Source organism: Bifidobacterium hapali (genome assembly GCF_002259755.1).
Classification (GTDB): domain Bacteria; phylum Actinomycetota; class Actinomycetes; order Actinomycetales; family Bifidobacteriaceae; genus Bifidobacterium; species Bifidobacterium hapali.
Map to the genome: position 1 here is coordinate 52373 of NZ_MWWY01000025.1, position 14324 is coordinate 66696.

A 14324-nucleotide genomic window follows, 5' to 3' on the forward strand; every position below is an offset into this window, starting at 1 on the left:
GCGATGTAGTGTTATGTGTAATATGTCTTGAATGAAAGATTATGGCGTGTCGTGACGTCGATATGTCATGTCATAATCGAACGTATGTACGAATGTTTGCAGCTGTTTTCAGAGCCTACTCAGGCATGGTTCAAACATGCGTTCACAACGCCGACCACTACGCAGTGCGCAGCATGGCCGGCAATACATTCTGGCGACAACGTGCTGGTGATTGCTCCTACCGGTTCTGGTAAAACCCTCTCTGCGTTCCTTTCAGCAATTGACCGGTTAATGAGCGAGCGCATCACCACACGTGATCGTCAAGAATGTTCCTCAACTCAAAAGCCGGTATCGCAGCGTTCTCGCACTCATATCAAACACGGTGTGTCTGTTGTGTACATATCGCCATTGAAAGCACTTGCGGTGGATGTAGCTAAAAACCTGCAACGTCCTCTTGACGGTATTTGTGCTCAATACGAGGAGAGAGGGGAGCATGCGCCTTCTATTACCATTGCAACGCGTAGTGGTGATACCACGCCCAAGGAACGACGTGCGATCGTTTCACATCCGCCAGATATTCTGGTAACTACTCCAGAATCGTTCTATTTGCTGCTCACTTCGAAAGCTCGGCGCATTCTATCGTCTGTCGACACGGTAATTGTTGATGAAGTACATGCGCTAGCTGGCACCAAACGAGGTGCACACTTGGCTTTGAGCTTAGAGCGTCTTGATACCTTGACTGCGCATCCTGCACAACGCATTGGACTATCTGCCACGGTTAATCCAGCGACTGAAGTGGCGAAATTCCTTGGAGGGATGCAACCGGTTACAGTGGTCAACCCTTCCTCACATCCAGCGATGGAACTTCGTATAGTTGAACCACTTGCTGATATGCATGATATGCAATCGAGTTCTGTCTCGCAGCGTGCTGGTGGTATTGATGGAATATCACGTTCTGCCATATCAGGTGTGTCACCTGCGATGCGAAGACTAGCTGAACGACGAGGACTGGTCTCATCGTCGTCAGATAAACGCTCCACACGCTATGTTTCGTTAGATCAGGCAGCAGATTCGTATGAGAATCAAAATTCACTGCACGAGGAAGTATCGTCATCAGCAATTTCTGGAACTGATGAACACCAATCTGGAGGATCTATATGGCCTGTTGTAGAGCGTAGTGTGCTTGATGAAATTCTCTCACATCACACCACGCTTGTGTTCGTGAATTCACGAGGGCTTGCAGAAAAACTCACTGCTCGACTCAATGATCTCTATGCGGACAGTCGTGGTATCGGTAGTGATATTGCATCTCCAGAAGGTCGAGAAGGATTTTCTGCGCATTACGACGCAGTAGTCGGTTCCACCACGATGCTGGTACAATCGCATGATCCAAGTGACGTTATTGCGATGGCACATCATGGTTCGGTATCGAAGGAACGGCGTAAGCACATCGAAGAACAGCTCAAGCAAGGACGACTGCGCTGTGTTGTGGCCACGAGCAGCTTGGAGCTTGGCATTGATATGGGTTCGGTTGACCTAGTCATCCAAATTGCTCCGCCACTGTCAGTAGCTTCTGGACTGCAACGTGTTGGTCGCGCTGATCATCAGGTTGGCGGTGTCTCGCATGCATTACTTTATCCATTGACACGAGAGCAAATTATTGGTGTAGCTACCTGCGTGGAAAGTATGATGACTGGCGATATCGAACCGCTTACTACACCACGTAATCCGTTAGATATTCTTGCCCAACAAACGGTTGCTGCTGCCGCAATGGATGATCTTAAACCAGATCAGTGGTATGCAACTGTACACAAAGCAGCCCCATTCCAGTCACTTGACCGCAATATGTTCGACGCGGTTATGGGTATGATGACCGGCGCCTACAACACGGAAGAGTTTTCTGCGTTTCGGCCACCTCTTGTCTGGAACCATGAGGATGACATTATCTCTGCCCGTCCAGGTGCGCAACGGCTCGCTGTCACTAGTGGTGGAACAATTCCAGACAGGGGATTGTATACGGTAGTGCTTCCAGAAGAAGACGCGGGTAAAGGTCAGCGTCGAGTCGGTGAGCTTGACGAAGAAATGGTTTATGAGTCACGCGTTGGTGATGTTATTACACTCGGTACATCCACATGGCAGATACAACAGATTACACATGACCGAGTTGTGGTCACTCCAGCACCTGGTCGTACAGCGCGACTGCCTTTTTGGCATGGAGAAGGTAATGGTCGCGACTATGGATTCGGTCTATCCCAAGGCCGTTTTATTCGTGAGATTACGGCTGAGTTATCTATTGCTCGCGAAGAGTGCAAGAGCAACACGTTGCCAGCAGTATTAACTGAAGATGATACTCCTCACCAACGTGACGATGAGCATATGGGGGACTTGCTTAAGTCACAAACGTCTATGGCGCCTCGGTTCTCTATGACTGCGTTACATCGTTTGGACCGTGATGGACTTGATGATAACGCTATCAGTAATCTTGCTCGTCTTCTCGCTGAACAACAGGCGGCTACAGGAGTAGTACCCAGTGATCGCGATCTTGTGATTGAACGATGTCCTGATGAAGAGGGTGATTGGCGTATTATTTTGCATTCGCCGTTCGGTCGTCGTGTCCACGAGCCGTGGGCTATGGCTATCACGGCACGATTACAACAACGGTATGGTTTTGACGGCCAAATATATGCGGCAGATGATGGTATTGTCATCCGTATCCCCAGCACAGAAGGCAGTATTCCGATTCGAAATCTCATCGTGTTTGATCCTGATGACCTGCAGTATATTGTCGAAACACAAGTGGGTCAAAGCGTGCTATTTGCGGCAAAGTTTCGTGAATGTGCGGCACGTTCATTGTTCCTACCGCGTACGGAACCACGAATGCGCGTACCACTGTGGCAACAACGATTGCGTGCGGCTCAACTCCTTACTGCAGCTCGAATGCATAAGAATTTTCCCCTGCTGCTAGAAACGGCACGTGAATGTCTCCAAGATGTGTACGATCTACCTGCATTGCGTACCGTGATGACTGCTTTACGCGCAACAACTATTCGTCTGCACGATGTACAGACATCCGTGCCATCACCGTTTGCCGAACATGTGTTGTTTGGCTTCGTTGGTTCAGTCATGTATCAATATGACGTACCGCAAGCGGAACGCAGTGCGCAACTGCTTTCTATGGACCCACAAGTACTTGAACAACTCATTGGCACTGGTGATATGGCTGAAGTACTTGACCCAGTGGCAATTGATGAGGTTGAGCAACAGCTAGCCGGACACACATTTTGGAACGAACTTGCTGACGACGATATTGTTGGTCGCATTACCCGGTATGCCAAAACTCACGGACCATTCACAACAGACCAACTCATCAACGATCTGCATATCGGAGCAGAGGATGCTGTACATACGCTTGATCAACTTGCTGCACAAGGAGCATTACTTTCCGGATCGTTTCGTCAAGATGTTCCTACGTCTCAATGGTTACATCGAGACGTGTTTCGTCGTATACGTTCTCGTTCGCTTGCCAAGGCGCGTGCTGCAATCAAACCTGTATCCCCGGATATATATCAAGCGTTTCTACTCGACCATCAAGGTATTGGCCCGGTAGGAGGTGAGCAATATCAGGGTGAGGATGGTCTGCTCAACGTTATTGAACAATTGGAAGGGGTAGCCCTGCCGATCACCGTGTGGGAAAATAGCGTGTTTCCAACGCGAATATCAGATTATATGCCATCCATGCTCGATGAACTCATTGCCAGTGGTGATGTTGTATGGATTGGCTCATCAGCGAGCAGTACGTATACGACAGGAATGGGACTGCTTACGTTCCATCCACAAAGTTCGCCTCTCATGCCAGCAATCACGGTATCAAATAACGCGAGTCAGCCAGCGTCGGATGATCGAATGAGTTTGCCTGAAGTTATACAGGCAGTACTTACTACTGGCGGCGCATATCGGTTTGATCAGCTTGTGCCGTTGGTACGAAAACAATGGCAATCTACTGCACCACAAGTAAATCCACAAACAGGGGAAATACTTCCCACTGCTTGGTCTGATCAGCAATGTGAAGAAGCATTGTGGTCACTGGTATGGAGGGGAGTGGTAACTAACAGCTCTTTAACCCCTATACGTGCTTTAGCGTATGGAACAACACATAAACCACATACATCATCTCGCTTGTCACGACGACGCATGCGCATGTCCACTAGCGTGCCTGTAACAATGAGTGGTTTGTGGTCACTATCAAACAGTAAACGAGTATCGCTAGAACAACGAGTTATTGCGCAAGTAGAATCGCTGCTAGACCGATATGGCATTATTGCACAGCCATTAGTTGATAAAGAAGACATTCCGGGAGGTTTTTCCGCCATCTACCCGGTATTGAAGCGCATGGAGGAAGCTGGAACATTAGTTCGGGGCATGTTCGTACAAGGTTTTGGTGCCGCGCAATTCGCGGAACCGAGCACGGTAAATGTTCTGCGTGATACAGCACAAGAACGGGGCCAATCGTGTGTCGCCATCGATTCTCTTGATCCTGCAAATTTAACTGGTTCAGCTATCGCATGGCCATCATTTGCAACGTCTGAATCACCATCAACGACCGATGCCGCAGCGCAAACGAGTAAACCAGTCCGCCGTGCACAGACCATTACCGTGTTGGGTCATGGCAAGCCAGTGCTGTATGCTGCACCTCGCACTCACCATTTAGTTGTTTTCACTCGGGATGAGACGATACTTCGTCCTGCATGTGCCGAACTCGCGTTCATGTTACAACGTCAATTCAACATAGATAATCGTACTGGGGGAGTCACGTTCACCGATAGTAACGGTGAACTGCTCACTCAACGCAGCGATATTACTCGTGCTTTGCATACGGCTGGTTTTGTACCTTGCCCTCAAGGAATGAGACTCTACCGGTAACAAGCCCAAAGCATAGCAAGCAACAGCAGCTGATTAACGCCACCTTACCGTGCTCGCGGCAGAGCCTCACCTTATCCCACAAATGCAATAGGAGCAGCTACATCTACACCCGAGCCGTCGCGACGCATATCCGGCTTAGGCAGCTCTACGGGAGCTCCGGACGCAGTAGAAGCGTGTAACGGATATGCGCCAACCCAAGCGCGGATAAGCGTATTCTGCCCCTTCAAGAAGCGTTGCGAACGAACACCGCCTGTGCCGCGACCCTTAGTAGGATACATTTCAAACGGTGTTACCTTCGCTGCACCATTCTCCGTACCAGCGAGCGCATCTGTATCTCCCGCTACGGTGAGGACCACCGCTCCTGATGCAGAGAACATGCCGTTTTCACCTTCATCATAGGTCCATGCAATATTGCCTGCTGGCACTACGTTGAACGATATTGCAGCACAGTTTTCTGCTAGGCGTATGCCTGCCATACCACCGGCCGTACGACCTTGCGGACGCACGTTACGTGCTTCGAATGTGAGCAATGACGAATCGGATGATATGAACACGAGTCGATCATCGTCTGCTGCGTTAGCTGCGAAGAGGACGCGATCATCGTCTTTCAAATCAATGATTGTCCACGAGTCCATTGTGGTCGGCGATTCACGATTCCACCGTTTCACTATGCCATCGCGAGTACCGATCGCCAATGGTGGCAGTTGCGTGATGGCTGTACCGTCTGCATTTGTTCCAGCAGCATGTTCTGGCTGTTCAATACCGTTGAGCGTGCCAAGCATGGCAATAGCTGCAACAACATGTTCACCAGATACCGGTTCGGTGCTTTCCGTAGCGCCTAGTAGTTCGTCGGCGCGTACGCCTCCTGTTGTACTGAGCGATGTTGCTGCAGCGAGTACCGGAAGTTCCACGACATGTTCCAGTACGAGGCGTCCGGCTGAGGTAATCAGCGCATATGATGACCGTGTTGACGTGCGGAACACGGATATAAGCTGATCGTCTCCACTGCGCGTTTCGCTTGAGGAATGGGCTTGCCACACGTCCCATGCCGATGGTGTAGTACGTGCGATTAAACCGGATGCGCTTAACATGACGACGCATGGCTCATCATCGATCTGCAATGCTGCTGCAGTTGCTGCCGCGCCTTCTTCGCCGGCTTTACGTGCGGCTGCCGTGGCGGCAGCTACATCAGCGGCTGTCGAGGATAATGTGGTTGCCGCTGCTGCAGCTGCTAGTGCAGCAGCCGATACGCTATCATCACCATGCGCTGCTACTGGGGTGAGTGTTCCATCTGGATTTTCATCCAACAGTACAGTGCGGCGTGGTGAACCATATGCGGTTACCGCAGCATCCATTTCCTGTACTACTACGCGGTCTAGTTCCTCGCTGGAGGCAAGAATACGCTCTAATTCTTCAATACGACGTTTCAGCTCATCACGTTCGGCTTCCAACTCAATGCGGCTCATACGCGTCAATCGACGCAACCGTAGATCGAGAATGTATTGCGCTTGAATATCATCGAGATCGAATACGGCAATCAATCGGTTTTTCGCAGCGTCTGCATCATCCGATGTACGAATTACCTGAATGACTTCGTCAATGTCAAGCAATGCCAGTAGCAGACCTTCAACCAAATGCAGTCGTTCCAATGCTTTCGTACGCCGGAATTCACTGCGTCGACGCACTACAGAACGTCGATGTTCAATCCACACTTCGAGCATTTCTTTCAGCCCCATAGTGTGAGGTCGACCATCGACGAGTGCCACATTGTTCATCGTAAAGTTGTCTTGCAATGGCGTGTTGCGGAACAGCTGTGCGAGCACTGCGTTAGGATCGAATCCTGTTTTGACTTCAATGACTAGTCGAGTGCCATTATGCCGGTCCGTTAAGTCGATTGCACCGGAAATACCCTCGAGACGATGATTCTTCACGCCTTCGCTGATACGCTCTAATACACGCTCCGGACCAACCATGAACGGTAATTCAGTCACTACAATCGCTTTTTTACGCGCGGTTATGTTTTCGATATGCGTTTTCGACCGTGTAGTCAATGAGCCACGACCAGTCTCGTACGCTTCTCGAATACCGGCGCGGCCGATAATAATGCCGCCGCCCGGCCAATCTGGTCCAGGCACGTAACGCATGAGTTCTTCTAATGATGAAGTTGGATACTTCATCAAATGTTTCGCGGCAGCCACTACTTCGCCCAGATTATGCGTGGCCATATTGGTTGCCATACCAACCGCAATACCCGAACCGCCATTCACCAATAGATTCGGAATAGCCGACGGCAGTACAGTCGGCTCTTTGAGCTTGTTATCGTAATTCGGCGTGAAATCAACCGTATCCTCGTCAATATCAGCGTTCATACCAAGTGCTGCCGGTGCAAGACGTGCTTCGGTATAACGAGATGCTGCCGGTCCGTCATCTAACGAACCGAAATTACCATGCCCATCAACTAATGGCAGTCGCATAGCAAACGGCTGAGCAAGACGCACCATCGCCTCGTAAATCGCAGAATCACCATGCGGATGCAACTTACCCATCACTTCGCCGACCACACGTGCCGACTTCATGTACGGACGGTCAGGATTAAGATTCATCTGACCCATTTGATAAATAATGCGCCGCTGCACCGGTTTCAAACCATCACGAGCATCAGGCAACGCGCGCGCATAAATCACCGAATACGCATACTCAAGGAACGATTTACTCATTTCCTCGTTGAGCGGCGTTTCGACAATATGCTCTTTGACCGTGCGCAAATCATAGGCAGACTGTGACGGCTTGCGATGCGATGCCATACGTGCGTGCTCCCCACTGTGTCGATGAAACCAGCTGTGTTGATGAGTTGAAAGATATCAACAACCGCACCATACTACCGAAACCGCACGTCAAACTGTTTGCTCTACCAGCGGATATAAGCAATGTTCACCCCACAGTGATTGAATGGGGACCATGAGTGTGGATGTGCCAGACATGGAAGAACTATTGCGTTGCGCCCCAATCGCACAGTATGGTGATCAAATGACTGAGGGCTGCAAAACTGCAACGACACAAACAGTCACAACCATATCCGACAGTCAACAATCGACAAAACGCGGCGGAACACTTCACCTGTCAGCCGTACTACCAGCAGTGTCTGCCGCAATCGGCCATCCAGCGCCCACCGCCATCCACCATAACCCAACCAAGTTATGTAACACACTAGGATTTCCCCACGTATCATCAGCAATCGTCGTACTGATCGATGGACTTGGATATTGGAATCTCGCCATGCGACTCGGCCACGCACCATACTTGCGCTCGCTGATGAACGAGGCAGTAAATCAGCGACCAATCGCAACATGCGCGCCGAGCACAACGAGCGCAGCAATGGCCGTATTTGGTACTGGTACTTGCCCGGGATTGACTGGCATGGCTGGCTATACGCAGCTCAATCCACACACGGGTAAGCTATCGCAACTTATCCAGTTCACTGATGCGATTCCACCGTCCGATTTGCAACGCCAACCCACGGTGTTTGAACAATTACAAGATCAAGGTGTGCGTGTCACCAGTTGTGGTCTGCCAAAGTTTAAGAATTCACCACTGACCGAAGCAGCATTGCGCGGAAGTGACTATATTGGTGAAGTCACCCCGCGTGATCGTGTACTCGCAACATGCAAAGCGGCACAAACTCCAGGATTAACATATTTGTACATTCGCGACGCTGACAAAATTGGGCACGGTCACGGTTGGGATTCTGACAAGTGGATCGCCACATTTGAACGTATTGACGCGCAACTTGCACTCCTCAAACGTAGTGCTCCGCGAGGAACGCTTATTATCATCACTGCCGATCATGGCATGATCATGGCAGACCCAGAGCAACGGATTGATCTTGCTGAGGAACCGTTACTGCAACGTGGCGTACGCATGGTCGGTGGAGAGCCACGAGCGGTAATGCTGTATGCCGAAGATGCTCAGGAAACAGATCTGATTGCCGCTCGTTGGCGCGACCGACTGGCAGACCTTGCCACAGTACGCACTCGTGATGAAGCGATCGCACAGGGACTCTTCGGTCCAGTCGATACGCGTATTCAGCCAATGCTCGGCGATGTTATCGTTACAGCCACACACGCGGTTACGATCGTGGATTCACGCATTCAGTCCGATAAAGCGACGCATTTACCGAGCGTACATGGGTCGACCAGTTGGCTAGAGTCTGATATTCCCTGCCTTATCGACGTAGCGTAATCGACAAAGCGTACCGTGGTGTGCGACCGAATTATTCACCGAACAGGATTTCATCCCAGCTTGGCATAGGGGAGCGGCCAGTTTTGCGTTTTTCTGATCTCACAGTTGCTGTTGCTCCAGTATGAGATGGAGATGATTGTTCTGATGTCGTTTGCGTGTTCGTTGACGCCGATTGGGCTGGCTGAGATGTGTGGTCTGTCGCTGGAGTATGCGCATCAGTATGTCCATTGACTTGAGCCGTGCTGCCTGTTATCGAAGTGGCTGGCATGGCTGTTGCACTGTGATCAGCAGACGTCAATGATGATACTGGAGTCGCAGAAGTTGAAGACGACGGCGACTCATGCAACGCATCTGACTGTGTTGACGAGCGTGATGAAACCGACGCTGATGCTACTGGCGAAACAGTATCGCCAACCCATGTTGCAACTGCAGTCTCGTTATTCGTCTGAATTGCAGAACGTGACGCAGCCGTCGTAGTGTGAGCAAGCGGATTCCACAATGGTTGTGACACGCGCGGCTGCGGTTCACTGTCCACATCATGGTCGCCAACCGGTGGAACCCATTGCGACACCGCACGCTCGATGCGCGCTGATCGCAATGAGTCACCTGGCAGCGACAAGGAACGATCGCTATCACTCCACGGTGAACCCGTATTGCTGTCTTCATCGCGCTCGCCAAGCAATCGTTTTGCCGTCGCATTCACGCACGACACAGCGTTACCGTGCATGTTCCACGTCCATTCGGCACGCATGTGACGACCCGAAGAATCAAAACGGGCAACAATCCGCCACGGTTCTAATCCTCGGCGTGTCGCCTGCCATGTGACAGCTTCCATGCCAATACCGGCACTCGCTAGTGTACGTTCGATCAGCTCAGCTAACGTGTGCGAACGCGTGTCTTTCGGAGCAGGAACTGCAAGGAACTGTTCAATTGCGTACTGTTTTTCGGTTTCTACCGCCGTAGAGAACCGTCTGACTAACGCTTCTGCCAGCCCGTAGCGTTGCGCGACGTTTACGGGATCTGCTCCAGCGCGAATCAACGACTGAATCTGTGATATGGGCAATGTCGTGCTGGCTGGCTGTGCGGGCCGCGTTTCGGAACGAATTTGTTTAGCCTCAAGAATGGCGCGTTCCAGCGTGTCGTCGACATGCACGGCAAATTGTAAATTCCCGACCGCGAACACGAGGTCACCCGCGCCGTCGACATGGTCGAAACGGGCTTGCTCTAGCGGATTTTCAGGCATGCGCACCACTTTCCTCATCCAATGGAGACGATGTTTCTATTGTGCCCCACGTGTCGTATTTTACGAGTATTTCGACTCGTGTATCCTATGGCGAGTAAAAGTCATGTATTCTATGCGCAGAAGAAGTCACTTCGAGAAAGGACCAAGATGGCTCAGGATTACGATTCGCCTCGTAACAAGGATGAAGATGAGGAGTCTCTGCAGGCGCTCGGTAAGAGCTCGCAGAACACCTCTAGTGATATTGATGACGATGAGAACGCCATCGCTGAAGATTATGAGCTGCCCGGCGCTGATCTCAGTAACGAGGACGCTTCGGTGACTGTTATCCCGATGCAGGGTGACGAGTTCATCTGCTCTGAATGCTATCTAGTCAAGCATCGCAGCCAGCTCGCGTACACCACTGAGGACGGACAGCCAGTGTGCAAGGAGTGCGCCGCCTGATGGCGTACGATGAAGCATACAATGAGCCGGAAAACGTTGAGGTACTGGTTAAGTCTCTGAACGCTGACCATCCGGCTACGCTGTTCTACGCGCATGCCGGTGATGCTGGGGCTGATCTGGTAACCACGCAAGAGGTTACGCTTCAGCCCTTCCAGCGTGCGCTTGTGCCAACTGGTGTAGCTATTGCATTGCCTGCTGGCTATGTTGCGCTCGTACATCCGCGTTCAGGACTGGCCGTCAAGCAAGGTGTTACCGTGTTGAATGCGCCTGGCACTGTTGACGCTGGCTACCGTGGCGAGATCAAGGTACCGCTTATCAATCTTGACCCGGAGCATACGGTGACTTTTAAGCCTGGGGATCGTATCGCACAGTTGGTTATTCAACGCTATGTTGAAGCGACCTTCGTACCAGCGCAGGTACTTCCCGGTTCTGAACGCGCGGAACGCGGATTCGGGTCAACCGGCGTGTCGTCATGACCATGTGAGTGTGCGCTAGGTGCGCAGGGCGGTTGAGACGAGTAGGATGGGCACAATACACGAGAGTAGGTGGGATCATGGCGAACGCAGAAAGTGAATATGCTGCAGCACGTAAGCTGGGATGTGAAATCAGCGATGATCCCGTCAACCCGCTTAAGCCGATTCTTGAGGCGTGTCGTGCTCATCATAACGGTGAGGATTTGTCTATTCTCGAGCGCGCGTATCGCAGAGCTGTCACTCAACATGCGACACAACGGCGTAAATCGGGTGAACCATACATTATTCATCCGTTAGCTGTTGCTCAGATTCTCGCTGATCTGGGCATGGGACCGCTTGTGGTCGCAGCCGGATTATTGCACGACACGGTCGAGGACACCGATTACACGCTCGACGAATGTCGCGCTGAGTTTGGTGACACGGTTACCGGATTGGTTGATGGCGTTACCAAGCTGTCAAAGATGGAGTATGGCGATTCTGCTCAAGCAGAGACGATCCGTAAAATGGTCGTCGCTATGAGCCGTGACGTACGAGTACTTGTCGTCAAGCTTGCTGATCGTGTACATAACGCGCGCACATGGCGTTATGTGAAGACTGCTGGCGCACAGAAGAAAGCGCGCGAAACGCTTGACGTGTATGCGCCGCTTGCCAATCGTCTCGGTATGAACGCTATTAAAACTGAGCTTGAGGAGCTGAGTTTTAAGGTACTTTATCCGAAGATATACAACGAGATTGTAGTGCTCGTAGCTCGCCGAGCTGGCCAGCGTGATGTGTATCTCAAGCAGATTCTCGCGGAAATTAATGAGGATCTTAGCGTACAACACATCAAGGCGTATGTGACAGGTCGGCCGAAAGATTATTTCTCGATTTATCAGAAGATGATCGTGCGCGGCCATGATTTCACTGATATTTACGATCTTGTCGGCGTGCGCATTATCGTTGACACGATTCAAGACTGTTATGCTGCGCTTGGCGCAGTACATGCGCGATGGAGTCCGGTTCCTGGCCGATTCAAAGATTACATCGCCATGCCGAAGCTCAACATGTACCAGTCGTTGCATACGACGGTTGTGGGCCCTGGCGGCAAACCGGTTGAGATTCAGATTCGTACATGGGATATGCATCGGCGTGCCGAATTTGGTATTGCCGCGCATTGGAAGTACAAGGAGAACGGTCAAGCAGGCCGCGCGCTCAGTTCGCCGGATAAATCTGATCTCAAACGTGGTGGCGGTGAAAATGCCGACAATCAGGAGCTCAGTGAAGCTGATAATCTCAAGTGGATTCAGCAGCTTGCTGATTGGACGTCGGAGACGCCCGACTCGAACGAGTTTCTTGGCTCGCTGAAAGAAGATCTTGGCGCGGCGGAAGTGTATGTGTTCACGCCGAAAGGCAAGATCGTGTCTTTGCCTGCGGCTGCCACGCCTGTAGATTTTGCGTATGCAGTGCATACTGAAGTTGGTCACCGTACGATGGGCGCCCGTGTGAACGGTCGTCTTGTACCTCTTGATACCAAGCTTGAAAATGGTGACACCGTTGAGGTACTTACCTCAAAATCGGAAACTGCTGGTCCTTCTCGTGACTGGTTGAGCTTCGTCAAAAGCCCGAAAGCGCGTAATAAGATTCGCCAGTGGTTCTCGAAGGAACGTCGTACTGAAGCGATTGAAGAGGGACGCGATGAGCTGACGCGTGCGATGCGTAAGCGTAATCTGCCAATCGCGACATTGCTCACTGCGAGCGCACTCGTCGGGGTTGCTGATGAGCTCAACTTCTCTAGTCCAGATAATCTGTTCGCTGCGATTGGCGATGGTCAGATTTCCACGCAGAATGTTATTGCGCATCTGGTCAAAGATGCGGGTAGCGATGAAGTGGATGAGGAAGTTGAGCAGGAGGCACTGCCGCTTCGACAGGTTGAGTCCACTAAGAAAACCACGAGTTCTCTGGGTATTTCAGTTAAGGGTGTTGGCGATGTGTGGGTGAAGCTGGCACGTTGTTGTATGCCAGTGCCAGGCGATCCTATTGTCGGTTTTATCACGCGTAATCAAGGTGTGTCTGTGCATCGCGTGGATTGCCAGAACATGATTGATTTGAAGCGACGTCAACCTGAGCGCGTAGTAGACGTGCAGTGGACGAGCACCAAGGGCTTGTTTATGGTCAAGATTCAGGTTGAAGCGCTTGATCGTCAGCATCTGCTCTCTGATGTAACTCGTGTGCTTGCCGATCATGGTGTCAATATTATTTCTGGCGCACAGGCTACCGGTCGAGACCGTGTAGCGATTAGCCAGTTCAGTTTTGAAATGGCTGATCCGCAGCATCTCAACCGACTACTTGCAGCTGTGCGTAAGATTGACGGCGTGTTTGACGTGTACCGTATTACCGGTGCGAAGGAATCGCAAGAGCCACGACTGCGCAAGATGCAAGAATGACGTAGGACTTCGAGAAGGTGTGCGTCGCGTCGCAGTCGTCGGCTTCTGCGAAACTGAGACGTTATGAGTACTATTGTTATGCACACCTCTGAAGGTGACATCACTATCAACCTATTCGATGAGCAGACTCCGGTTACGGTTGAGAACTTCTTGGGTCTTGCCACTGGTTCCAAGGAGTGGACTGATCCGTTCACTGGGCAGCCGTCGCACGAACCGTTCTACAATGGTTTGACGTTCCACCGCATTATCAAGGACTTTATGATTCAGGGTGGTTGCCCGCTCGGCAACGGTACGGGTGGCCCGGGTTATGATTTCGACGATGAGATCGTTCCTGAGCTCAAGTTTGATCGTCCGTATCTGCTGGCTATGGCGAATGCCGGTTTGCGTCGCGGCCGCGACGGTCAGATTCACGGTACGAATGGCTCGCAGTTTTTCATCACTACTGTGCCGACGCCGTGGCTTGATGGCCATCACACGATTTTCGGCGAAGTCGCTGACGATGAGTCTAAGAAGGTTGTTGATAAGCTCGAAGCGGTACCGACCAATCGTTCTGATGCACCGCTGGAACCGGCCATGATCGAGTCCATCGACGTGCTGTAATCGGTA

At 51.4% G+C, this 14324-nt stretch carries 8 protein-coding genes; 6 read left to right on the top strand and 2 right to left on the bottom strand.

The annotated features are described in order from the left end of the window. Positions 1-84: 84 nt before the first annotated feature. Positions 85-4899, top strand: a complete 4815-nt coding sequence (locus BHAP_RS06395) for an Lhr family helicase (RefSeq protein WP_094729903.1) — start codon at positions 85-87, stop codon at positions 4897-4899. Positions 4900-4970: 71 nt separating this feature from the next. Here BHAP_RS06395 and BHAP_RS06400 read toward each other — a convergent pair whose 3' ends face one another. Further along, positions 4971-7703: a DNA gyrase/topoisomerase IV subunit A gene (locus tag BHAP_RS06400; RefSeq protein WP_094729904.1), complete on the bottom strand. Its 2733-nt coding sequence runs from the start codon at positions 7701-7703 to the stop codon at positions 4971-4973. A 154-nt stretch (positions 7704-7857) separates the two neighbouring features. On the opposite strand from BHAP_RS06400, the gene BHAP_RS06405 reads away from it, so the two are divergent. Then, a complete protein-coding gene (locus BHAP_RS06405) occupies positions 7858-9138 on the top strand; it encodes an alkaline phosphatase family protein (protein WP_094729905.1) in 1281 nt (426 codons plus the stop codon). Positions 9139-9169: 31 nt separating this feature from the next. Here BHAP_RS06405 and sepH read toward each other — a convergent pair whose 3' ends face one another. Then, positions 9170-10381, bottom strand: a complete 1212-nt coding sequence (sepH, locus tag BHAP_RS06410) for a septation protein SepH (RefSeq protein ID WP_094729906.1) — start codon at positions 10379-10381, stop codon at positions 9170-9172. Positions 10382-10528: 147 nt separating this feature from the next. Between sepH and BHAP_RS06415 the strand changes: the two genes are divergently transcribed. The 4 genes from BHAP_RS06415 (at position 10529) to BHAP_RS06430 (ending at position 14318) form a co-directional block, all read left to right on the top strand. Next, positions 10529-10822 (top strand): DUF4193 domain-containing protein, encoded by a 294-nt coding sequence (locus BHAP_RS06415; protein WP_094729907.1) that lies wholly within the window; start codon positions 10529-10531, stop codon positions 10820-10822. Next, complete coding sequence (dut, locus tag BHAP_RS06420; RefSeq protein WP_094729908.1) at positions 10822-11298, top strand: dUTP diphosphatase; 477 nt, start codon at positions 10822-10824, stop codon at positions 11296-11298. The genes BHAP_RS06415 and dut overlap by 1 nt, the downstream gene beginning before the upstream one ends. Positions 11299-11375: 77 nt before the next feature. Next, positions 11376-13718: a RelA/SpoT family protein gene (locus tag BHAP_RS06425; protein ID WP_094729909.1), complete on the top strand. Its 2343-nt coding sequence runs from the start codon at positions 11376-11378 to the stop codon at positions 13716-13718. Between the two features lie 63 nt (positions 13719-13781). Then, entirely contained in the window at positions 13782-14318 is a 537-nt protein-coding gene (locus tag BHAP_RS06430; RefSeq protein WP_094729910.1) for a peptidylprolyl isomerase, read from the top strand. The last annotated feature ends 6 nt before the right edge of the window (positions 14319-14324 follow it).